Annotated in this window: 20 protein-coding genes; all 20 read right to left on the bottom strand. The window is 46.6% G+C overall.

What is annotated here, in order from left to right:
* Positions 1–32: 32 nt before the first annotated feature.
* Positions 33–2,507, bottom strand: a complete 2,475-nt coding sequence (locus AACX68_RS05410; RefSeq protein WP_228858516.1) for a pentapeptide repeat-containing protein — start codon at positions 2,505–2,507, stop codon at positions 33–35.
* 4 nt (positions 2,508–2,511) lie between these two features.
* Entirely contained in the window at positions 2,512–3,168 is a 657-nt protein-coding gene (locus AACX68_RS05405; protein ID WP_228858532.1) for a hypothetical protein, read from the bottom strand.
* Positions 3,169–3,183: 15 nt separating this feature from the next.
* On the bottom strand, positions 3,184–4,446 hold the full coding sequence (locus tag AACX68_RS05400; RefSeq protein ID WP_228858515.1) for a hypothetical protein: 1,263 nt from the start codon (positions 4,444–4,446) through the stop codon (positions 3,184–3,186).
* Positions 4,439–8,887 (bottom strand): hypothetical protein, encoded by a 4,449-nt coding sequence (locus AACX68_RS05395; protein WP_228858514.1) that lies wholly within the window; start codon positions 8,885–8,887, stop codon positions 4,439–4,441. The genes AACX68_RS05400 and AACX68_RS05395 overlap by 8 nt, the downstream gene beginning before the upstream one ends.
* A 612-nt stretch (positions 8,888–9,499) precedes the next feature.
* The gene (locus tag AACX68_RS05390; RefSeq protein ID WP_228858513.1) at positions 9,500–10,309 is read right to left on the bottom strand and encodes an ATP-binding cassette domain-containing protein; all 810 of its coding nucleotides are present in this window, start codon (positions 10,307–10,309) and stop codon (positions 9,500–9,502) included.
* A 16-nt stretch (positions 10,310–10,325) separates the two neighbouring features.
* The gene (locus AACX68_RS05385) at positions 10,326–11,018 is read right to left on the bottom strand and encodes an energy-coupling factor ABC transporter transmembrane protein (RefSeq protein ID WP_228858512.1); all 693 of its coding nucleotides are present in this window, start codon (positions 11,016–11,018) and stop codon (positions 10,326–10,328) included.
* Complete coding sequence (locus AACX68_RS05380; protein ID WP_228858511.1) at positions 11,002–11,286, bottom strand: energy-coupling factor ABC transporter substrate-binding protein; 285 nt, start codon at positions 11,284–11,286, stop codon at positions 11,002–11,004. Before AACX68_RS05380 ends, AACX68_RS05385 begins: the two co-directional genes overlap by 17 nt.
* A 12-nt stretch (positions 11,287–11,298) precedes the next feature.
* Positions 11,299–12,030, bottom strand: coding sequence for an energy-coupling factor ABC transporter permease (locus tag AACX68_RS05375; protein WP_228858510.1), 732 nt, complete (start codon positions 12,028–12,030; stop codon positions 11,299–11,301).
* 3 nt (positions 12,031–12,033) lie between these two features.
* On the bottom strand, positions 12,034–12,798 hold the full coding sequence (locus AACX68_RS05370) for a cobalt-factor II C(20)-methyltransferase (protein ID WP_228858509.1): 765 nt from the start codon (positions 12,796–12,798) through the stop codon (positions 12,034–12,036).
* Positions 12,798–13,586, bottom strand: a complete 789-nt coding sequence (gene cbiK, locus AACX68_RS05365) for a sirohydrochlorin cobaltochelatase (protein ID WP_099122117.1) — start codon at positions 13,584–13,586, stop codon at positions 12,798–12,800. The genes AACX68_RS05370 and cbiK overlap by 1 nt, the downstream gene beginning before the upstream one ends.
* Positions 13,587–13,610: 24 nt before the next feature.
* Entirely contained in the window at positions 13,611–14,387 is a 777-nt protein-coding gene (locus AACX68_RS05360; RefSeq protein WP_228858508.1) for a cobalt-precorrin-6A reductase, read from the bottom strand.
* Complete coding sequence (locus tag AACX68_RS05355; protein ID WP_099124960.1) at positions 14,384–15,109, bottom strand: precorrin-3B C(17)-methyltransferase; 726 nt, start codon at positions 15,107–15,109, stop codon at positions 14,384–14,386. Before AACX68_RS05355 ends, AACX68_RS05360 begins: the two co-directional genes overlap by 4 nt.
* Positions 15,103–16,206 (bottom strand): cobalt-precorrin 5A hydrolase, encoded by a 1,104-nt coding sequence (cbiG, locus tag AACX68_RS05350; protein WP_228858531.1) that lies wholly within the window; start codon positions 16,204–16,206, stop codon positions 15,103–15,105. The genes AACX68_RS05355 and cbiG overlap by 7 nt, the downstream gene beginning before the upstream one ends.
* Before the next feature lie 4 nt (positions 16,207–16,210).
* Positions 16,211–16,987 (bottom strand): cobalt-precorrin-4 methyltransferase, encoded by a 777-nt coding sequence (locus AACX68_RS05345; protein ID WP_228858507.1) that lies wholly within the window; start codon positions 16,985–16,987, stop codon positions 16,211–16,213.
* Complete coding sequence (locus tag AACX68_RS05340) at positions 16,980–17,561, bottom strand: decarboxylating cobalt-precorrin-6B (C(15))-methyltransferase (protein ID WP_228858506.1); 582 nt, start codon at positions 17,559–17,561, stop codon at positions 16,980–16,982. Before AACX68_RS05340 ends, AACX68_RS05345 begins: the two co-directional genes overlap by 8 nt.
* Positions 17,551–18,228, bottom strand: coding sequence for an SAM-dependent methyltransferase (locus tag AACX68_RS05335; RefSeq protein WP_228858505.1), 678 nt, complete (start codon positions 18,226–18,228; stop codon positions 17,551–17,553). The genes AACX68_RS05340 and AACX68_RS05335 overlap by 11 nt, the downstream gene beginning before the upstream one ends.
* Entirely contained in the window at positions 18,225–19,373 is a 1,149-nt protein-coding gene (gene cbiD / locus AACX68_RS05330; protein ID WP_228858504.1) for a cobalt-precorrin-5B (C(1))-methyltransferase CbiD, read from the bottom strand. The genes AACX68_RS05335 and cbiD overlap by 4 nt, the downstream gene beginning before the upstream one ends.
* Positions 19,366–20,007: a cobalt-precorrin-8 methylmutase gene (locus AACX68_RS05325; protein WP_228858503.1), complete on the bottom strand. Its 642-nt coding sequence runs from the start codon at positions 20,005–20,007 to the stop codon at positions 19,366–19,368. The genes cbiD and AACX68_RS05325 overlap by 8 nt, the downstream gene beginning before the upstream one ends.
* A gap of 12 nt (positions 20,008–20,019) precedes the next feature.
* Positions 20,020–20,994 carry an adenosylcobinamide-phosphate synthase CbiB gene (gene cbiB, locus AACX68_RS05320; RefSeq protein WP_228858502.1) on the bottom strand — a complete coding sequence of 325 codons (975 nt, stop codon included), beginning with the start codon at positions 20,992–20,994 and terminating at the stop codon, positions 20,020–20,022.
* Positions 20,991–22,385 carry a cobyrinate a,c-diamide synthase gene (locus AACX68_RS05315; protein ID WP_228858501.1) on the bottom strand — a complete coding sequence of 465 codons (1,395 nt, stop codon included), beginning with the start codon at positions 22,383–22,385 and terminating at the stop codon, positions 20,991–20,993. Before AACX68_RS05315 ends, cbiB begins: the two co-directional genes overlap by 4 nt.
* Between the last annotated feature and the right edge of the window lie 178 nt (positions 22,386–22,563).

Below are 22,563 nucleotides of genomic sequence, written 5' to 3'. Positions count from 1 at the left end.
TTAGTTGTTTGCCAGATCATCGGGCTTACTTATCAACACCAAGTCGTCGGACTGGGAATACATTTTGGCGGATGAGGTGGTAACCCCGGCATCATCAATGACTGATAGCTGATACCCGTATTGAGTAGCTGATAACGCAAACCACTTGGGCAGGTGGTGGCTCCATCCATTGCCTGAGTGATATCAATTGTCACCCCAAAAGCGACATTAACCGGTTGCAATGTATTGTCAGCCGCAGTACGGATGATACGTAATGGCGATCCACCACAAACTTGCAGATGGTTATTACCGACCTCACTCACCCGAATCACCATAAAGTTACAATATCCTCGATAATTCAGATCGGTGTCTGGCGGCTGGTTGGAGATAATCCAATATTGATCACTTTGCTTTTCAATGATTTTGGCATTAGATAACAGGCTGTAGCCGTTATCAGTGAATACCTGACGCAACTCTTTTGAGACTGTGCCACTATTTAATGAACTCATCAGCTCAAGCGCCGCACTGAATAAAGGCACACCTGTTAACTTATTGCCTGTTTCTTCAAACGGTAAAGCCACTGCGCCATTGGTCAGATTAGCGCCGGTCAATTTAGCTTCCGTAAAGATAGTGCCTTGAATTGAAGCAAAGGCCAGAGATGCCGGCTTAAGACCTTCGGTGGGTTCTAACATTGCCTTGCTGAAATCAGTATTCACCAGGCTCGCATAGGACAAATTCGCACCAAACAATCGAGCCTGAGTGAAATTCATTGTCGCTAAGTTAGCATTCGACAAATTGACCTGTTCCAAATTGGCGTTATCGGCTCTGGCGTTACTGCCGTACCAATGAGCGCCAGACATATCAACCGCGTACAGATTAGCGCCAGTCAGGATAGCATTAGGCATAAATGTGTTGGCAAGAATTGCCGCATTACCGCCATTATCTTGCGCAACGTTTAATTGCCCATCCTGATAGTGAATAAATAATGGTTTACCATCATGTTCCACCAGCCAGTTCTGGCCCGGCTGACGAACCAACACCTCTGCCTGACCATTAACTAATATCTTTCCCTGATACAACATTTGACGCAACCGTTCAGGCAGTTGCTGATTATCCAGTGTCTGAGCATCGGCTTTATCCAAATGTGTCACTGTGGATAAAGCACCAAATTGAGCACCAGTTAAATTAACATTCTCCAGACTCGCATTAGATAAATTCGCGCCGACTAAAGAGACATTCCCCAGAACAGTGGCACCGGCCAGATTAGCACCGACCAGAACTGCGCCATTCAGTGACGTATAATCCAGATTTGCCTTTTTCATCGACGCCATCAGAAATATGACTTGATCCAGCTTCTGGCTGCTCAGATTAACGCCATCCATCTGCGCCTGAGTAAAATCCGTTTTAGCGGTAATCGTGGCATCAACCAAGTTCATCTTTGTCAGCACCGTCGCTAATAAGGTACTGTCGCTGAGGTTAAGCTGGCTATAACCGGTGGTTAACGATAACCGAGCGTTGGTCAGATTTGCGCCACTGAAATTAACATGATTGATATTCGCCCCGGTAAAATCCGTCCCCACTAATGTGGCCTGACTAAAATTCGAGGTCTGCAAAGTGGTATTCTGCAAATTCACCAACGTCATGATCGCCGCGGTAAAATTGCAGGAAGCCAGACTGGCCCCGCTGAGATCAACATTAACCAGATTCGCCTGAGATAAATCAGCATTCTCCATTATCACCGAAGGTAACAACGCTCCAGAGAAATCCGCACCGGGCGCTTTTAGACGATTCAATATCGGCTGACCACCACTACTCTTACAGCCACGGAAAATGGCGTTCGGTAGCTCAGCGTCAGGCATATTGGTATCACTACCGACGATACACTTTTCAAAAAGCGCATTTTTACCATGAATATGCGTTAGATCAGTCTTGCTTAAGTCACAACCATTAAAATTACAATCATCAACTTTGATATTAGTTAAATCAGCGTCAAGCAATGTCGAACCATGCAGGTCAGCATTGGACAAATCGACGGCCATCATCACCATTTCATTCAAATTCTCTTTAGCGAGATAAGCAAAACGCAGATCGGCTCCCATAGCCCCCCATTCTTTGAGGAATGCCAAGTCCTTTGTCACGATAGTACGAGTAAATTGGGCTGACAGAGGCGGACTGCCAGTGACTGCCTGCCAAATCAGCCCAGATTGTTGTGCCACCAAATAGCTGTCACCACTGCTACTGATACGACGCAGGCGAAATCCAGATCCTCCAACCTCTTCCAACCGGATCTCAGCAACCGTACCAGTGCGCGGTTGATTAGCTTGAGGAGTATTGCCGCTTGCGGCCAGGTATTGCCCATTGCCAGCCTGTAACCAAAAGCTAGTCATGCCATAAGCATTAATCATTTGATTTATCGCCCCTGATTGCTTGGCTGACAGGCTAAGCGTACCATCCTCCTGAACAGTAATCAGTTGGCCAGAAGCCGCTGCAAATTGCCATTTGCCAGCAAAAGATCTAGATTCGCTCATGTCATTATCCTCGCAGCAAGTGATTTACAGAAACCTTCCCAGATCTCCCAGCCTGACCACCGCTGGCGCTAATCCCTCCAATACCATATTTTCCATCGGCTGCATGTGAACCGTCACCATTTACCCCACCGCGCCCAGCAATCCCCCCAGCACCTCCGGGTTGCCCGAATCCTCCACTCCCGCCATTAGAGGTGGCAGATACCGGTTTTGGTAAGTTAGTCTGGAGATATCTGACCCAAACATTACCTCCATTGCCGCCATTACCTCCATTGCCGCCATTTCCCCCATTGCCACCGTTACCACCAGCACCACCGGGTTTCCCTGACGATGATGAATTACCACGGCCACCATTGCCGCCATCACCCCCATTGCCGCCATAACCCGCTATGCCACCATCACCACCGTTACCGCCATTATTGCTAATACGCACTACACCCTGTACGTCAAAACGGGTACAACGCAGGGCAAACCACCAGCCAGAACCTGATTGACCATCCTGGCCACTCTGACCAAATTGACCATTACCACCAGGGCTACCGGCAGTGGCTGGCTTACGACGAGAAGCATTCTGACCATCAACCCCCCGTTGACCATCAGCGCCATTGGCTCCATCGGCACCATTCACGCCATTAGTACCCAAAATTTGAATATCTGCGACCATGACTCCTCCTTGCCGTTATTGTTTTTTGCCATTGACATAAACTGAGCCTACGGTACCTGCTTTTCCGGCAATTCCTGTGCTCCCCGATATACCATTTTTACCTGAGTTACCACTGGAATAACCACTACCGCCGCCGCCGCCGACACCACCAGAACCACCATTGCCACCAGAACCACCATTGCCGGCAATTGCCCTGGCCTTAAAGGATGCGCTCCCCCCTTCGTCGTAAGTAAAATAGATGTTACCGCCGTTACCGGCGTTACCACCATTACCGCTGGCACCACCATTGCCACCGTTACCGCCATCACCGCCGTTTCCAGCCCTACATTCGCTGGTAGAGCTACCGCCATTCCCTCCTCTCCCGCCATTACCACCGTTACCGCCATTACCGCCATTACCACCATTACCGCCTTGTGTCAGCATATTCACAAAGCCTGTGATAGTGCCGGTTTTAAAATTGACATCCACTGCATCCCCTCCTTTCTCGCCGTCACTTCCTCTGGCGCCCTCAGTACCATTGCCACCCGTAGCACCTGACGTAGCCTGTATTGCACAGGAGTTTTTATTATCTTTACCGGAGTTACCATTACTGCCGTCTTTCCCATTGGAGCCACTGTTTCCGCTCCCGCCATTGCCTCCGTTCCCTCCAATATTTTCAATGCTCGGGCCATCATTATCTGTACCTCCTAAGGCACTAACTATGATCACTTCGTTCGCCTGAACCGTGCCATTGGTGAGATAAATAACTTTACCGCCAGGTTGAATCGTTATCTTATTAAAATTTAAGTTAACGGGTTGCCCGTGACTCTCTTTACTTCCAACAATCAATGGATTACTGGCAGTAACAACGATATCTTCACCACTGTATAACGCGACTTTCATCGGGAAACGTTTAGCGTTCAGAATATCTTCATAATCTTTGACCAAAGGAGAATAACCATAGATATAAGCGCGGAAAGCTTTACATATATCAGCATGATTACCGGTGACATTTGCCAACCGTTCAGCAGAATAGGGTTCAGGTAGCGGATGATGGGGTTCCATTCCGCCTGGTCCATACTCACTGTCAGGCACACCCCCAAGTTCCTTCAATTCTTGTATGGTTTGTACGGTAAAAAACGCAGGTGGCACAGTGGCTATTTTCGGGTCGTCAGAAAATATCACCGGCCCGTCAAAGTCCGAAGTGTTCAATTGCTTTGGCTGCCGCTCGGTACCGGTCAAATGATAATGCTCACGCAATTCAGCCAAAGTTTCGTTAACCGTTTTCATTTTATTCATGGGAGTTCTCCTGAGTTTGGGTATAAGTTTGTACGTTTAGAATCACAGAGGCATCACATATCAGTTGCCCACCTTGCTTAAGCGCCAGAGTGTCAACTACCACCACTATCGGTCTTGAAGTCGGATTGCTAATGTTCAGAACCCCGTCATCAGCTATCTCCAGTTCAGCAATCGCAAAAACATCAACGGTTGCCGGAAAGGATATCGGCGCTTCAACAGGGGGGATACCAGAAAGGGTCAATAGATCAGATGCTGACGACACTTCTGCCGTATAAGAAGGAGCCAGTGACTGTGGGTCGTCAGGCCGTAAAGAGCCTTGCGACGAAGAAGCAACAACAACTTTCTCCGTTACATCGCTCTCTGGGATACCTAATAATTGCAAAACCTCTTTAAATCCTGAGTTATAATTTTTTAATGGCATAGTTTTCTCCGAGAAACTGTAAACAGAAATAATCTGCTGATTATCGCCATCCACGGTGCAAATAACTGGGTAACGGGTACTAACATCAGTAATGATGAAATAACCATTTTCATTGATAGTTTCGATCGTTGCCTTGTTACTAAGAGGGTGTTTGTTGTCAGCAAAAACTGCGCGGATTTTATCCATGTCGTGTCGCTGGAATATCGGTAATTGATCGATACCCAGATCGAATATTGGTGTAGTTGGCTTCCACTGGCTGATCTGTGGTTGGGTACGTTGATTTTCACCCAAGAATTTGCCGTAATTCATCGCCACCAGAGTACGGAATGAATCTATCGCCAGATGTCCAGCAACAATATGCTGGCGCTTAGCTGGATCAGGCACTAAGGTCGAATCAGGGACAGTTACCAGGAAAGTACCGTCAGGATTATAAATATCAAGGATATAATCCGTTGGATCCCGCCCTTCGTTACGGTATGACAAGACATAAATATATCCCTTCGTCTCAACCGCAACATCCAGATACTTAATCCCGGCTGGCTTATTCAGTGGCATATAGGACAGATAATCCGCTACCGTAATCTGAGTAGGATTCGTTGTATTAAGGGTTAACAGCCAGGATCGAGCGCTGCTAAGATCATCAATTTGCCATTTGACACCTTGACCGATAGCGGTAACCCGCACATTACTCAAATCGTTATATACAGATACCGTTTGTCCCTGAGCGGTCAGCGTGTAAGTCGCGGGTTTCTGCGGATCATATACCAACCAGCTCAGCCCTTGCTGTATCACGTCAACCGTTGTGCTGCCAACTGGGTCAATATTACCGTCTGCGGTCTGGTTATAACTTAGATAGATCCCATCTTGCGCAAAGGTTTTAATAATCTGCTCGTCCAGTACTCCAGCATTCAGCGAACGTATAAAGTTTGGATCACTGTTACTGAACAGGAATGTCAACCCCTGCACACGAAATGCTTGTTGTAATTCCGGGGAAAACTCCTGAGCATCCAGTGTTGCCTGATAATCAGCGGTAGCAAGTTGAAACAGTGTTGCACCCGCAAAACTCGGGAATGGGTTCCCTTTAGTATCAAACGCCTGAATACGGGTATTGAATGTCTCCAATAATAGTATGCGGCCATCTGGCGTTACGGTTAGGGCAATTGGCCCATGAGTTAGCCCTTGCAGAATCCCTTCTCCAGAGACAATTTGTGCCGCTGGAGCCTGATCATCCGGATAGCCCTGATCACCCAACGTCAGGATCTGCATCTTGCTATATTGCCAACTGACAGCAATGACATAGCCGCTCGGATGAACCACCATCGCATCAAGATGTGGAATGGTGAAAGTCCCCCACGAAAGCGGATTATCCGTCAAACCAAAATTATGGCTGCCATCGCGCAGATCCACCCGACGTAAGTGATATTCACCAAACCGTGAATCAATAATAAAGTTATAAGGCGTGATGGTTTTTTCGTCCGGTCCTTCGCCAAAACTGTTATAACTGATCAGTGGTTGTACTTTGAAACCTACCGCAGATAATTTCAGACGCTCATTCAACGAGTCGTTGCTCAAAGTGGAAATGTTTTGCAACACGTACATCTGGCCGCTATTGGGTGGACTTAATGGATCTTCCAGTGGAATATCCTGCCCAGAAGCCTGATAGCAATAACCAACCTGATAATCTGAATTCAGGATTGTCATATTGACCAGCTTGCAGATGTTATTGCCTACATTGCTACAATTGGTTGAAGACTGGGTTTCCAACGGCACGCTGCCTTCAATCCACTGGTACTCTTTTTTACCGCTATCGTAAGACAACTGTTCCCAATATTCGTATTGAGTCACCTGAGTCAGCGGCACCAACATCTCTTTTATATTACCGCAGACGCGCATGATGCCTTCATTAGGGTCGTCTGGCTGCGCATTCAGCAGATCACTGGTGTAGCTCCCCGCTAACCAGCCAGTGGCTGAATAGACATTAGCCTTGATTTTGAGTGTTCCACCCCAGCCAACCGAATTGAAATTAAAAGATAGTGGTGTATTGGAACCTGTCGCGGGTAATGGAATAGTCTGGGTATAGTAGGTGCCGTTGGTATATTCAACGGTTACCTGGCACTGTACTGCCACCGGCGGCCAGATTGCGGTTTTCGGACGGCCCGCTTCACCATGAGCAGGATCGGGATTCAGGGTAAAAGCCAAAGTCATCTGGCGCTTGATATCCACTTCCAGGGTAGCTGGTGTGGAAAGCAACTCACCCGTCGTCACTGCAATCTGCGCAAAATCTAGCGCAATTGAAGCAAGCCGAAACGCCCAACCCACCACCGGAACCGCCTGAGCGGCTGCACTGGCTGCTATCTGGGCGGTAACATAAGTGGCTAATGCTTCCATCCCTTTTTTGGCCAAAATACCAATGGCAATACTGGCTAAACTGGTGAGCACTTTCTTGGTATTGAATAACGCGGCTCCGACAGCTGCCCCACCACCAATCAACGGGAAGGCAACAGCGGCTAATGCAGCAACACTATCCTTATCGGAAATAAAATCTTTATACCACTGAGTGTTAGTCACTGCGGCACCAGCCAACATCATCAGGGCCGGAATACCGTACTGGAACATGCCAGTTAAAATCACACCCGGCCAGATAATCGGGTCTTCCCAGCGGGAAGTTCCCAAACCACCAAACAAGAATTTAGCCGCCTGAGCTTCCGCTGGCCAGGGTAAGCCAAATTTAGTGGGATCAGTGGGCATCGGAATCCCCATGATCGTATTGACATTAGCCAATACACCCAGGGCTTTTTGTGATGGCGTTTCAAATAATGCCGCCAACTCTTTAGGAAAATAAAATGGCCAATCACCATCAACTGTCGGATTATCAATTGGTTGTTCCATCTTAGTGTCTTTAAAGAACTGAATATAGACACCTAGCTGACGTAAGTATTTGTTCTTAAAATCAATGGAAAAATGGCTTTGGCTGCTATCGTAACGGATGCTGTCAGCATACACATCCATACCGTGATTAGGAGTACGGTTGGTGGCAGTCCAAATTTGGTTGGTGCCCCGCTTAACAGTCAATGCTGCTGCCTGATCTTTGAATTCGGCAACGTCCAGAGACGCACTTTGGCTGACACTCCAGTTATGATTTTGCAGGCGACCATCATTATGCGAAGTTTTCAGCGCATTAGATGTTGGCGAGCCGGAATAATTCTCCGTATCATCCGATAGGTTATATTGCATCACCGGATCACCTTCGGCGAAAATCACCTGTCCGTCTTGACCTACCCAGTCAAATTCGTAAAACATTGCGTTGCCATCAGGGTCAACCAATTGCCCATAAGTGGCAAAACCGCCTGTCTCTGTCGCGGGTCCCTGACTCGATATTGATATAGCCAGTTCATAAACTCGGTTATATTGCAGTGGGTCTATTGCCTCCGGTGGGGCAATATGTGAATGAGTGACAATTGATGCTGCATAAGCCTGACTGTTAGATAATTCCGGATGGGAAAACACAATAGAGCAAGCAACATCCCACGGTGTTTTAATTTCATTAGCCGCAACCCACAAATCGGCGTAATGAATAGAATTTCGCGCTAAATGTTGGTTATTAACACCGAGAGCACTAAGTTTACCCGGCAAAGCCATCTCTATATTATTTACTGTCAGTTTTTCTCTGTTACGTTTGGCATAATGATGTAAATGAGCATTGGGAATATGATAAGAAAGATGATAAAGAACCGGTAATGAAGAACGATAAGGCCCGGATTTATCACCAACCACTTTAATTAGCGTAACGTGATGAGGTAAAAAATAGTGTTCAGGTACCTCCGCGAAATGGCTGATATTGTGTGAACCGTAACTCAGAACCATATCTATTGCAGGATTTTCTCCAGCTGCTCTGGCTAAACTTGACTCATCATGTTCTTGCAACGGTATATTATATTCACCAACCCAAAGGTTTAATTGACTGGATTGGGTACGTAAATGGCTTTGAGCTAGGTCAAAATGTAGAATATGCGTTTTCATTTGTATTTCATCTCTCTAAATGACTATTTTCGTTATCACAATAAATACTCAATAACCGTATAAATAATCCGGCAGAAAATCCCGAAAAAACAATCCCCATGAGAATGAATACATCCTCCTATAGACTTATTTTTTAAATGATAAGCACCTGAAACTAAGTAGAAAAAAATTTCTCTACTTTACAAAAATCAATTTAATGTGACATAAAGCTAACTTTCAATTTTAGCTAATTAATGGTTTCAATTTTAAATCTTTATTATTCGACTTTATTAGTATGAATTAAATTAAGAGTAAAAATAATCCTCTAAAATTATAAAACCTATCTTCAATAATAAAACAAGCCTTTAAACAAACTCATCTCATAAATTAAGAGGGCATTTAAATAAATTAGTCTCATAAATTAAGAGGGCGTTCAGAATTCTGTGTCACGTTAATTTATCGGTTATAACGTTATTACATTATCCAAACGCTCTTCAAAGGTCGTATATTCAATCTGTTGATTGTGTTAAACGTAGTATTCACTTTCAATGAAAGTGCCGATGACATTATTCGCGTACTTTGGTAGATAAATTGCCCGACTCTTCTCTTATAGCAATATCCCAACTAAAGGCGCTAATGATGAGGGATATTTTTGCGAAGCATGGAAAAAAGCTGTTGCTCTGTCTTGCACAGAGACAAACCACCTTCAGTATGTACTTTCACCAGCCACGGCTGTACCAATCCAGCCTGCTCAAGCTGCGTTTTTTGCAGGAACACGGTTTCAGTGCTGCCGGAACTGATCATTTCTCCATTTGCCAGCACATATAAGCCATCGCAGATTTGATAGATTAAATCTATATCGTGACTGGAAATAATGATCCTTTTACCTTCAGCAGCAATAGTGTGGATAATATCTAGCATTTGTTGGCGACCTGCCGGATCAAGCCCTGCGGTTGGTTCATCCAGCAATAAATATTCAGCATCCATAACCAGCGCACCCGCAATAGCGACTCTTTTTTTCTGACCAAAACTCAGGTATTGAATAGGCTTATCGCGAAAAGTGTGTGCATCTACCTGTGTCAGTGCATATTCGATCCGACGCTGAATTTCAGTTTCATCAACACCCAGATTACGCAAGCTAAAAGCGAGATCACTGTTGATATCGGTATAAAAAATTTGTTGGTCGGGGTCCTGAAAAACTGTCACAACACGCTGGCGCAGGGCCATCAGACCTTTTTTACTGTAATCCAGCGGTGTGTTATTCCACCAGACTGCGCCTTTTTGTGGGCGCAGAATACCGGAAAGATTCATAAATAAGGTGGATTTGCCACAGCCATTTGCACCAATAATGCCAGTAACCTGAAAGCGACTGAAATCAAGTGTGAGATCTTTTAAGACCGGATCATCCTGATAGCTGAAAGACAGTGCCCGAGTTTCTAACATATTATTTCACCTTACTTTATGGTTTTCTTATTGTTAAATGGAAATTCCCCTGATATAGCTTGAGTTCCAATGCCACGCTCATTTGCTGATAACGGTTCATTACCCGCACAAATAACATACTGATTAGCATTGCCAATGAGTGGTAGCTCGTTCGCAAAGTGCGGTAACCGAACCGTAATGACTGCGCATGATGAATTGCGGCTGCTTCCTCTACAAAGATAAAAATAAAACGCCATGTCAGCAGGAGTTGTTCGATTAGCAAATGAGGAACGCGGCAAAATTTCAGTAATCTGATTATCTGCTCAAAGGGCATGTTCATCATGAACCAGAATGTTGCAGATAGCGCAGCAAGGCTGCGCCAGAGAGTTTGGTTAGCTATCTGAATTCCCTGCGTATCAATGCCAAACCAATATTGCCCGATACGAAATCCCCACAGCAGTTTTTCCGGCTGCATACCAATGGACAACACAATAGCAATCAGGCCAAATACCAAAAAACTGCAAGGAATTAACAGCCACTTCAGATAACGCAGCAGGCTGATCCGCAATAGATAGCAGCTAAGCATCACAAGCCCGACCAACAACACGGCCTGCCCCAATGGCGAAAGCACCATTGCCAGAGTCATGAATAAGAGATACAGGGCGAATTTCGCCCTGGGATCTTTATCACGCCAGCGGCTCTGGTAACTGAGTTTATCTATTCCGATCATGATCTTTCCGATTACGGTGATAGTAACCAAAAATGTAGAAAATCACGGCGGTCCCCAGACTTCCCTGTAAAGTAAACAACAGGCTTTCAATCTCACCACTGGCAGGTTCATAGAAGGATTCAAACCACGGTGTATAATCCGGCGCTATTTCCATAATCTGAGCTTCTGCCTGCCCATCTGCTCCACCAAATTCGCCGCCATGCTCAATGAAAAACGGGATAATACACAGGGCTGCAACGAGGGACAGTAATATCAAGGTCTTTTTCATTTGTTGTTCTCCTCAGAAACTACGGGCCTGAATTAATTGTCTTTTTACCAGCTGGTCGTAAATCAGTACGGTTAGTAACCCTTCAGCCACGGCAATGGGAAGCTGAGTTATGCAGAAAATACCCATGAATTTAAGGATCGCCGCCCCCATACCGAGTTGCGGATCAGGAAAAGCAACACCCAACTGAATGGAGGTCATGGCATAAGTGACGATATCAGCGACAAAAGCACACAAAAAGACGCTAATATCTTTGCGCATTCCCGTCTTGCAGGAGAAACGCCAGATCAAATACCCGGCCAGCGGGCCAATAACTGCCATTGACATTCCGTTAGCACCCAGCGTTGTGATACCGCCATGCGCCAGCAATAGCGCCTGAAACAGCAAGACAATTGCGCCCAGTATTGCAACAACGGAAGGGCCAAATAGAATCACCGCCAGCGCCACGCCGGTAGGATGTGAGCAACTTCCGGTAACCGAAGGAATTTTCAGGGCTGAAAGGACAAAAATAAATGCGCCACACAGTGCCAGCAGGACTTTCTGATTCCCCTCATCCTGCACAATCTGGCGTAACTTTACCAACCCGACCGCCAGACAAGGCAGAAAAGCCAGCCACCAGCCAATCGCCCACATGGGGGGCAAAAAACCCTCCATGACATGCATAGCAAAAACTTCCTGCGGTGCCATCACCAACAACAGCGCGATAATTGCACTCAATAACGTAGAGTTCGTCAGTTTCTGTTGCATAACTCACCTCGATAATTGCCAGTTTTTATTAATTAAAATCGTTGAAAAATAAGATAACTCCTGTCTGCAATCTTTTTCACTGAACGGCAGTGTGGTAAGGTCGCGCCAGCATTGTTCACCCGGCAATGTGGCATCAGCCATCATCAATGCATGTTCCAGAAGATTGTGACGTTGTAACAAGTTGCGGATCAGGGGGAAACGGGAATAGACTTTCATCAGGACAAGGCAATCGTGATTGAGCAATGCCTGTTCTAAAGTGGTTTCAGAAGCAGTACAGGAAATCACAGCCAATGTCTGGTTTTCCATTGCCAAGGGCATCGTACTGGCAGCGGCGATAGCAGAAAATGAAGTTATTCCCGGAACAATTTCCAGCCACGGCGGAATGACCATCTGCGTCGATACCAGTCGCTGCGAAAGGTATACCCATGTGCTGAACAGCATAGGATCACCCAAAGTGATAAAACCGACTTTTCTGCCATTGAACACTTCTTCTTGCAATGAGTGAGCAACTTCATCCCACACTGCGTTTTTAGCGTCTATATCGGCTTTCATTAAAAAGTGGTAAGTGAAAACTTTGGTTTCCGCCAAAAGATATTCTTCAATAATGGAGTGAGCAAGACTTTTGGCTCCCTTTTTACCCGTTGGCGTATAGATCACATCAAGTTCAGCAAGAATGCGGGCTGCCCGTACCGTAATCAGATCACTGGCTCCCGGCCCTACGCCAATAACATACAATCTCCCCATATTATCCGACGATTTTTTGTCCATCAGGCTTTCTCCTGACAGTTCAGCGCACAAGTAAGGTGGTCGACAAACATCTGCCGAATTTTCGGATTTTCTCCCAATCCCTGTAGCCAGGGGATTGCGGCTATTCCGGCTTTTTCCAGCTGTGATTTCCACGAGCCATCTTCACTTGAAGCCATGTCATTGATGGCATGATCTCCGGCCACCAGCATCAATGGCATCAGGTATACCTTACGGATCCGTTGCTCTTTTAATCCTTTTATAATCAGGGGAAGTTCCGGATAACTTTCAACCGCACCTACCCGTGCCGGAAAGTGATAATGATTCATCAGATGGTCAAGACAGGCGTAAGCAGAAAAAGCATGGTGCTCTGTACCATGTCCCATAAAGACGACACGTTCGTTTTCCGTCAGTACAGGAAGCTGGTGGTGTAATGCCCGCATCAGTTGCAGATAATCATCAAAATGGCTGAGTAACGGAGCGCCGAGCACTAATCGTCTAAAGCGAGGACGAAATTTTTCAACTTCATGTAACACCTTTTCATATTCATCGCCCTTGATAATATGCAAACACTGAACGGCAACATCGTTATAACCGGCGTGGTGCAATCTGGTTAACGCATCATGGGGGTTATCAATATGAATATCATCGCGCTGGCGCAATTTGCGAATGATCATACCGGAGGTAAATGCCCTGAAGAGTTCCCTGTCCGGAAATACGGATGCCAGTTGTTGCTCACAGGCTTCAATATTATTTTTCAGTGTTTCGTGATAACTGGTTCCGAAACTGATCACCAATAGTGCTTTTTTCATTTCGTTTTTCCTTATTGGTTTGTTTTAATTTGCCAACAAGCACGCCATCTCTTCTAATCCATGAATCTGAGTGATCCCCTCACCTTCAAATTGTTGTTCTGGGCGACAAAGCACAATGCAGGGCAGCCCAAGAGAAAGACACGGTTCCACTTTTTCCCTGAAGCCCCCCTGTTCACCAGACTCTTTGGTAATCACAACATCTGCCCGGCAAAACTGGTAAAAAGCCCGATTAAAATCAGCACTGAACGGGCCTTTCAGGGCAAAAATCTGATCGACAGATAAGCCGCAGGATTCACACATTTTCAGCACTTCTGCGGTTGGTAATACCCGGGCCAGTACCGTTTTCTCTTTCAGGTACGTCATATAATCGGCCAGTTGTTTACTGCCGGTTGTCAGCAAAACCCGTGTACCCAGCCTGACCGCTGTTTCGCATGCCTGTTTGATGGTTGTGACTTTATGAATAAGCGGGTTATCGACGGTATCAATATCGCTGGGTCGGATATAACGAATGAGAGGAATACCTAACTTCTGGCAGGCACTGACAATATTCTGGCTCAGTCGTTCAGCATAGGGATGCGAGGCATCAATCACCCTTTCCATTTCCCGCGTTTTCAAGTAATCAGCCATCTCTTCCGCTTCCATTCTGCCGGTAATTATTTCGCCACGGATCCCCATCGCCTGTTGTACGCCTGCGGAAGTTGCCACTGACAGGCAGTAATTGATACCGACAGTATCCATCATCTGACAAATCTGGCGGGCATCGCTGGTTCCGCCAAAAATGAGAGTCGCTGGCCGTTTCATAACCGGTATCCCCTTGGTGTGATCATCAGTCCGTCACGTACATATGTTGACTGATTACCCACTATCACCAGACTACGCATATCAACACGGGAGAAGTCCATTGAGCCAAAAGTGGTCAGCCATTTATCTTCATGTTTACGTCCTGCTGCTTTCACGACTCCCACAGGCGTATCTGCCGATTTCCATGGTTCCATCAGGGCAAATGCCCGGGCCAGATGTTCTTCCCGTCCACGGCTGCGCGGATTATAGAAACAGATGACAAAATCGGCTTCTGCCGCGGCCTTCACCCGTTTTTCGATCAATTCCCACGGCGTAAGCAAATCACTCAGGCTGATATGACAAAAGTCATGCATTAACGGTGCCCCCAGCAAAGCAGCGCAGGCGGTACTTGCCGTCACTCCCGCCACCAGCCTGACTTCTACATTACGTTTTTGCTGGCTGACCAGTTCCAGAATCAGACCGGCCATGCCATAAATACCCGCATCACCACTGCAAACCACCGCCACATTTTTACCCTGTTCTGCCAGCTCAATAGCTGTCTGACAACGTTCTATCTCCTTACACATGCCAGTTTTAATAATTTCCTTGTCACCAACCAACGGTTTCACTAAATGGGTGTAGGTTTTATAACCCACCACGATATCAGCGGCTTTCAGGGCTGTTATCGCTTCCTGCGTCATCATGGCTTCGCTACCGGGACCAATTCCAATAACAGTTAACATGGATTCAATACTCCTAATGTGATGGTGACACCTTGCTCTCGCAGGGTATGGCCAACTAAGTGCCCTTTACTCATTAGCCAGGCCACAGGCTGGGAAACACTGCCGATGCCTACCGTTTTCCGGACAAATTCAGATGTGGGAAATACTTGTTCATAGTGGGAAAGCTGATTAACAGAAAAAGTCTGGAATGGAATTTGATGCTGGTGGCTTAATTGGATTAATGCTGGTTCGTCTTTTTTCAATTCAATACTGCCGATAGCTTTCAGTGACAGTGGTTCAAGGTTGAGTTCCAACAGATGGCGTTCTAAGAGTTCGGCACATCGCTCAGGTTCTACCCCTCGCCGGCAACCTATTCCTGCCACAATACGGCGAGGAATTAATTTAAATACAGGGATTGCCAGCATTAGATTAGTGCGCTCATAACTGACGTATACCAAAGCATCCAGCTCAGGGCGCTCTTCCAGAAAATCGACGGGAATGAACCCACGTATATCGTAACAATTTTTTTCATCACTCAAATCAGGGTGAAACCAAATTCCAACCCGTTTACCGTTAACCAGCATTTGATTAACGGTTTTAACGCTCTCGCGGAAATTCTCCATCTTTCCATCTAATTGTTGGGATAAGAGATCCAGCGCCGCGACCTGATTAACATCCGTTGCTGTCGTAATAACGGCCTGACCATCAAGGATATCGGCAATCTGCTGTGCCAGTTTATTTGCTCCTCCCATATGCCCTGACAATAAACTGATAGCAAACTGCCCTTTTTCATCCAGCACGATAACCGCCGGATCAGTCATTTTATCCCGGAGTAAAGGCGCAATAACCCGAATGGCGATCCCTGTTGCACCAACCATGATCAGTGCGCTATACCGTGTGAATACTTTGCGTACCGTATTGGAAAAACTACCGTCAAATGTGAAAAATCCACTTTCCACCAGCTCAAGGGAAGTAAAGCAATCTATCGCTAAATAGGACTGCAAACGACGAGCCAGTGCGATGCCTCCCGCTGTCAGGCAAAACAAGGCATATTTGTTATCAGGTGCGACTGCATTAACTGACGTTGTCACTCCATCTGTTATAGTGTCAGCAATCATTATGTCAGGCGCTACGGTATTCATGGCTGAACCTCGCATCGTACAGTTTTGAATAGTGGTATTCTTGCCCAAGAAAAGCGCCCACCAGAATCAGAGCCGTTTTACGAATACCGGCACTGCGGACCTGTTCAGTAATGGTTTCCAGTGTTCCACGCACAATCTGTGAATCAGGCCACGTTGCCTTATAAACCACCGCAACCGGTGTTCCCTGTTCATAACCGCCCTGAATTAACCGAGCAACAACCTCCCTGATGTTCTGTACCGAAAGGAAAATCGCCATTGAGGTTTGATGAGCGGCAAAGGCTTCCAGTGTCTCCTGCGGGGGCATTGGTGTTCTGCCTTCCATACGGGTAATAATTAAACTCTGGGCAACTTCGGGGACGGTGTACTCCACCCCTAATTGCGCGGCCGCGCCAAGAAATGAACTCACGCCGGGAACAGAGATAAAACTGATCCCGTGGTTTTTCAGCTCCTCCGCCTGTTCACGAATAGAACCAAACAGCGATAAATCTCCCGTTTGCAGACGAACCACCAATTTTTTCCCTTTCACGCCATTCACCATTAATTCGGTGATCTCTGATAACGTTAATCCGGCACTGTCATGGCATTCAGCATCAGGTCGGCAATAACTCAGCAGCTCGTGATTAACCAGTGATCCGGCATAAATCACTATCTGAGCCTGACGTAATAATTGATATCCCTTTAGGGTAATCAGACTCTTATCTCCCGGCCCCGCACCAACAAACCAGACTTTTTCGGTGTCAAAGCTGACGTTATCCATTCTGTACCTCCGGATAAGAACCTTTCCGGCAAGACAGTAAGTAAGTCGGATTGTTAGGTCTGAAATAATGCCCCTGTCCTAATGCGGTCAGTTCCCCCACCTGAATTTCGCGCCCGTCCAGCTCTGCTACCGTACACGCTCCCAAATAGGACAATGCCTGTGTGAAATTTTCTAACAGAATGAAAGTCATGACCAAACGCCCGTCTGAATTCAGGTTGAGCAACGCCCAGTCAATAATTTCGGTCAGATGGCCACCCGTTCCGCCAATGAAAATAGCATCTGCACTGATTTCCAGTGGCACAGGGGCTACCCCCGATTTAATACGGATCTGATGGCAGGAAAAATGCTGAACATTTTCAGCCAGTAGCAGTAATGCATCTTCTTTGCGTTCAATGGCGATAATATCCAGAGCGGGATAACGCAGTGCCGCTTCAATACTGACGCTGCCAGTACCGGCACCGACATCAATAAAATGTCGGGCGTTTTCCAGTTGCAAACGTTCCAGTGCCAGCGCTCTAACCACTTCTTTGGTCATTGGAATGCGATGACCACGCAAAAACAGTTCATCTTTCATAGAAATCACCCTTCAGGATAATCACGACATTCAGGCCATAATGAATGTCGCCACGTTGCGCGATCTGCTCTGCTGTCAGGCAACGAATGTGTTCATGTTTGTGGGATAAGTTTTCACCAATCACCATGTAACGCTGTTGCCCTCGCGCCAGAATTTCCTGTGCAATCTGGTAAGGGCCAATCACGTTATCCGTCACCATGGCGATTTTTTCGTGTTGGAGTAACCAGTCAAAATCCGGCTTGCGACCGTGACTGCTGGTGAGATAAATGTCATTCATATCCAGCAAAATTTGCGCACACAAATACTGGACTGAACTGATACCGGGAATAATGCGGATATTTTTTCTACCATTATGCTGGTCATCAGCATCTGGTTCTTTTGTAGTAAAAGATAGCTTTGAGAAATGTTGGCTAATCCGTTTACCGATGCCATAGAAAAGCGGATCACCTGAAGCCAGTACAACAACTTTGCGATGCTGATTTTGTTCCAGCCACTGCATTAACGTATCCATATCAGCATTCACAGGATGGGTTTCACCATCGAAGTAAGGAAATTCGGCAAGATGACGTTTTCCTCCAACCAATACATCAGCATGACTGATAACATCCAGCGCAGACAGTGTCTGATTTTCCAAAGCTCCCGGGCCAACGCCCACAACCGTGATCATCGTCCGCCCTCCATAAAATCCTGCACGATCTGGTCTACAGGCCGGTTACAGCCTAATACCTGATTATCAAAGGAGAACAAAATGGCGTCACACTGGGGTTTACTCTTGGCGAAACGCAACATTTGGTCGATGCGCCAGCCTATTTTCTGCGCTATCTGCTGATACACTCCCTGCCAGCCCTGTTCAGCTATCAATTCAATGGCAGCTTCAGTGGTGTCACACTGATCCACGGCCTGAATCAGTTCGAAAGGAGCTCCCATTAAAGCCAGACTGGCAATCAGAGTTTCCATGCGTCCATCGGCAATATGGCTGTGAGTATGAAAAATACCTGCGGCAATTTTCACTAATTTGCCGACATGCCCGACCAGCACGATATGGCGGAATTCCAAACGTACTGCTTCCTGTAACATATAACCGACAAAGTTACTCATGGTGACAACATAACTGGCATCAATACCCAGCTGCTGGCTGACAAAACGTTCCCCATGATTACCCGGCACAAAAATAATGCGATCCAGCCCACTGGCACGTTTCGTTTCTAACTCCAGTGCCAGTGAACGTTTCCAGCTCTCTTCTGACATCGGAGTTACAATGCCTGTTGTACCGATAATCGAAATTCCGCCTTTAATCCCCAGTCGATCGTTATAAGTTTGCTTCGCTCGCTCCTTACCTTCAGGTGCAAAAATGATGATATCTGCTCCCCGATTCGGACCGATTACCTCCCGTACCGTCTCTTCTATGGTCTGACGAGGGGTTTTATTGATTGCCGCCCAGCCTATAGGTAACCCGACGCCCACCCGCGTTACCCTGCCAATACCGTCACCGCCATCCAGTGTGATAACACCGCTGTCATTCAGGGATACCCGGGCAAAAATCAGCATCCCGTGAGTTGCGTCTACGTCATCACCACCATCTTTGCGGATAGCAGCGACAGCTTGATCGCCTTCAATCAAGGGCTGTTCAATATTCAAAGCCAGTGTGATGCCGGAAGGGGTGACAATTGAAACCTGATGGATAACCTGCTGACGCAGGATCATTAACGCAGCAACCTTTGCCGCAGCGGTCGCACAAGAACCGGTAGTATAGCCTTTACGATACTGTTTTCCTCTGTGCCAGACTGTACCGAGTTCAATGAGATCATTCATGGCTCACCTCTGGCATCCGGTACAGAATCGCGTTGATTATCGCAGCCGCAATATTGCTGCCTCCTTTACGGCCTTTTGCTGCAATACAGCTTATTCCGCTCTGGATTAGGGCATTTTTTGATTCTTCTGCCCCAACAAACCCAACCGGTACACCGACGACAGCAATGGGGGCAACTTGATGTTCCATCAAACGAAACAAGGCTGTCGGAGCATTACCGAAAATAAAAATCTTCTCTCCCGGTTCTTGCATAGCCAGATCGACAGCCGCCATCGAACGCGTAATTTGCTGCGCTTTCGCCATGTGAATAGTACGGCAATCGCTGACATAACAACGGCATTTGCTTCCATACTGAGCCAGACGGGTTTTGTTAATGCCGGACAGCGCCATAGTTGTATCGGTATATAGCGTACAGCCACGCAATATACCGTTACGAATAAGATGAAAAACATCAGGGGAAAAATAGAGAAGATTAAGCCAGTCAAAATCAGCAGTGGTATGAATGACCCGTTTGATGACCGCTTCCTGCTCCTCATCGACAAAGTGAAAATCAGGATATGACTCGGAAATAATCCGGCTGATGATATCGAAACTATTTTTTTCAATCTGTTGGGGCTGTCGGATGTAATCACTCATGTTATTCCCTCCTTATATCATCACGCTGAACAGGCTATACAGCAGGGCAAAAAGCAAAAGCGCCATGACTGATGCTACTTGCATTATTCGAACAGACTGAGGTATATCCTCTGGTGTGACTTCGCGCTTTGCATCACCAATCCACGGCTTTTCGACCAGCTGGTTAAAGTAAACATTCGGCCCACCCAAGCGGATACCTAATGCCCCTGCCATAGTTGCCTCTGACCAGCCACTATTCGGGCTGCTGTGCTGGTAGCGGTCACGCCAGCCAATACGCAATGCCTGACGAAAATCCTGCCCCTGCCATTTTGCGGCCATTGCCAAGAGGAGCCATCCAAGACGTGCAGGTACCCAATTCGCGACATCATCCATACGGGCTGAAAACATTCCTATTGCCTGATAACGGGGAGTTTTATATCCCACCATTGAATCAAGGGTATTGATTGCCTTATAAGCCATAGCAAGTGGAGCGCCACCAAGCATTAAGAAAAATAAGGGCGCAATAACGCCGTCTACGCTGTTTTCAGCCACGGTTTCAATCACAGCACAGCTAATTTGTGGTGGTTGTAATTGAGAAGTGTCACGACCAACAATTTTGGCAAGTTCCTGACGGCTGATATCCAACTTATTGTGATCTGTAGCTTCCTTACACAATGCCTGATAAACCGCATTTGCTGCATCGCTCAGGCTTCGCCCTGCCAGCATGGTATAAATCAGCCAGATTTCTGCTACACATCCCAGCCAGAACATCAGCCCATAGGCCAGTTGTAAAAGCCAATAGCTCGCCAGCCAAGTACTCCCCACAACGACAAGCCATAGCAACACACCGCCCCATTTCAGGCTGGTTTCGGTCTGACAAACCCGACGAATAAATTGCTCAGATCGGCTGATAAGCTGCCCTATCCAGCGAACGGGGTGAGGCCAATGAAGAGGATCACCCAACTTCATATCCAGAATAAAAGCGGAGAACCACAATAAGACGGTCATAACAGCCTCCGGGCCAGCATTAACCAGCGATGGAGCAAATGAGGCCGTTGGGCAAAATGAATATGCAGATAACCCGCCAGCGTATTGCCATTCAGGTAACTGCCCTGCCAGCTTTTCTGGATTTTCTCTGAGTCTTCTTTGGTGTTTGTTTTCTTAATACATTGAAAAACCGCTGGCTGAGTCGTAATAAAATCTGAGTAATGAAACTCATGGCCACGTAACGTTTCTCCCTTCGCAATTAAAGGCGTATCGCACATTGCCGTGGCTTCGCAGTAACCAAAGCGTTTCAGGTGATCCCCCATCCGGCTTTCACCAGAAATCAGCCCTACCATGTTATGCCTCACACCATCTGCATCAATCAGGGCATCACCGAGATACATCAATCCCCCGCATTCTGCATAAATGGGAATACCTTTCTGGTGTGCCTGACGTAATGCTGTATGCATGGCGCAGTTGGCAGCTAAAGTACGGGCATAAATTTCAGGATATCCTCCCCCCAGATAAACCATCTGACATTCAGGAAGTTGGTGATCATGCAGAGGGCTGAAACGTTTGATTGATACACCGGCCTTTTCCAATAACAACAGGTTATCCGGGTAATAAAAGTGAAATGCTTCGTCTTCTGCCAGTGCCAGTGTTAAACCCTGCCCTAGAGTAGGATCAACCAAAGAACTTATATCGCCTTTTGGCAGCGAAGATAGCCGGGTTAAATCCAGCAACTTATCCAAATCTATCGAGTCTGCAACCTGCTGGGCAAGACGGGACCAGCGTTCAGTAGGCTGATCTCGCTGTTCTTGTGCTGGGAGCAAACCTAAATGACGGGAAGGCAGCGTCACTTCAGGCATAACGGGAAGCCGCCCCAAAACAGGAATACCGCAGTAATTTTCAATTGCCTGTTTTAAAAGCTGAAAATGACTATCCCGATTAACGCGATTAATCAGCACACCAGCAATATTCACTGCCGGATCAAATAGCTGAAATCCCATCACTGTTGCAGCAATCGAGGTGGAAACAGCCTTACCATCCACCACCAAAATTACCGGACAACCCAGTTGCTTTGCCATCGCTGCACTGCTGCAATAGTCAGGATCAGTGCCATAACCATCATACAGCCCCATCACGCCTTCAATGACGGCAACATCGTAATCAGCTATAGCTTCGTTAAATAAACCATTCAGGATAGGTTCCGGGAGCATAAAAGCATCAAGATTCCGTGAAGCAACCCCCGTTACCGCACAATGCCATCCGCCATCCAGATAATCAGGCCCGATTTTGAACGGTTGTACCCGTAGTTTTCGGTTTATCAAGGATCGCATAATGCCCAACGTTACCGTTGTCTTACCACATCCGCTGCCTGTACCTGCGATGACAAAAGCATATTTCTGTTGCATGTGCTTACCCCAAAACATATAAATTCTGATTTGATATTAAAATCAGATTTAGTTTTTAAGACTTTCTTAGTTTTAATCTTGTATTAGTAATAGGATGTTAAATTCATGCATTCCTAATCATTGACATATATCAAACAAAATGATTTTTAATTAACCCGCCATATAACAATTAATATTC

It is taken from the genome of Xenorhabdus sp. PB61.4 (assembly GCF_963894935.1).
In the GTDB taxonomy this organism is placed as follows: Bacteria; Pseudomonadota; Gammaproteobacteria; order Enterobacterales; family Enterobacteriaceae; genus Xenorhabdus; species Xenorhabdus stockiae.
This window is presented reverse-complemented; position numbering and strand designations above follow the sequence as displayed.

What these genes read in the sequence shown, in the direction of transcription:
- AACX68_RS05355 (WP_099124960.1), bottom strand. Translation starts at nt 15,109, where the DNA reads ATGTTAACTGTTATTGGAATTGGTCCCGGTAGCGAAGCCATGATGACG.
- AACX68_RS05400 (WP_228858515.1), bottom strand. Translation starts at nt 4,446, where the DNA reads ATGAATAAAATGAAAACGGTTAACGAAACTTTGGCTGAATTGCGTGAG.
- AACX68_RS05395 (WP_228858514.1), bottom strand. Translation starts at nt 8,887, where the DNA reads ATGAAAACGCATATTCTACATTTTGACCTAGCTCAAAGCCATTTACGT.
- cbiK (WP_099122117.1), bottom strand. Translation starts at nt 13,586, where the DNA reads ATGAAAAAAGCACTATTGGTGATCAGTTTCGGAACCAGTTATCACGAA.
- AACX68_RS05375 (WP_228858510.1), bottom strand. Translation starts at nt 12,030, where the DNA reads ATGCAACAGAAACTGACGAACTCTACGTTATTGAGTGCAATTATCGCG.
- AACX68_RS05315 (WP_228858501.1), bottom strand. Translation starts at nt 22,385, where the DNA reads ATGCAACAGAAATATGCTTTTGTCATCGCAGGTACAGGCAGCGGATGT.
- AACX68_RS05340 (WP_228858506.1), bottom strand. Translation starts at nt 17,561, where the DNA reads ATGAAAGATGAACTGTTTTTGCGTGGTCATCGCATTCCAATGACCAAA.
- AACX68_RS05335 (WP_228858505.1), bottom strand. Translation starts at nt 18,228, where the DNA reads ATGATCACGGTTGTGGGCGTTGGCCCGGGAGCTTTGGAAAATCAGACA.
- AACX68_RS05390 (WP_228858513.1), bottom strand. Translation starts at nt 10,309, where the DNA reads ATGTTAGAAACTCGGGCACTGTCTTTCAGCTATCAGGATGATCCGGTC.
- AACX68_RS05405 (WP_228858532.1), bottom strand. Translation starts at nt 3,168, where the DNA reads ATGGTCGCAGATATTCAAATTTTGGGTACTAATGGCGTGAATGGTGCC.
- cbiD (WP_228858504.1), bottom strand. Translation starts at nt 19,373, where the DNA reads ATGAATGATCTCATTGAACTCGGTACAGTCTGGCACAGAGGAAAACAG.
- AACX68_RS05385 (WP_228858512.1), bottom strand. Translation starts at nt 11,018, where the DNA reads ATGATCGGAATAGATAAACTCAGTTACCAGAGCCGCTGGCGTGATAAA.
- AACX68_RS05345 (WP_228858507.1), bottom strand. Translation starts at nt 16,987, where the DNA reads ATGGATAACGTCAGCTTTGACACCGAAAAAGTCTGGTTTGTTGGTGCG.
- AACX68_RS05360 (WP_228858508.1), bottom strand. Translation starts at nt 14,387, where the DNA reads ATGAAACGGCCAGCGACTCTCATTTTTGGCGGAACCAGCGATGCCCGC.
- AACX68_RS05325 (WP_228858503.1), bottom strand. Translation starts at nt 20,007, where the DNA reads ATGAGTGATTACATCCGACAGCCCCAACAGATTGAAAAAAATAGTTTC.
- cbiB (WP_228858502.1), bottom strand. Translation starts at nt 20,994, where the DNA reads ATGACCGTCTTATTGTGGTTCTCCGCTTTTATTCTGGATATGAAGTTG.
- AACX68_RS05410 (WP_228858516.1), bottom strand. Translation starts at nt 2,507, where the DNA reads ATGAGCGAATCTAGATCTTTTGCTGGCAAATGGCAATTTGCAGCGGCT.
- cbiG (WP_228858531.1), bottom strand. Translation starts at nt 16,206, where the DNA reads ATGATTGCTGACACTATAACAGATGGAGTGACAACGTCAGTTAATGCA.
- AACX68_RS05380 (WP_228858511.1), bottom strand. Translation starts at nt 11,286, where the DNA reads ATGAAAAAGACCTTGATATTACTGTCCCTCGTTGCAGCCCTGTGTATT.
- AACX68_RS05370 (WP_228858509.1), bottom strand. Translation starts at nt 12,798, where the DNA reads ATGGACAAAAAATCGTCGGATAATATGGGGAGATTGTATGTTATTGGC.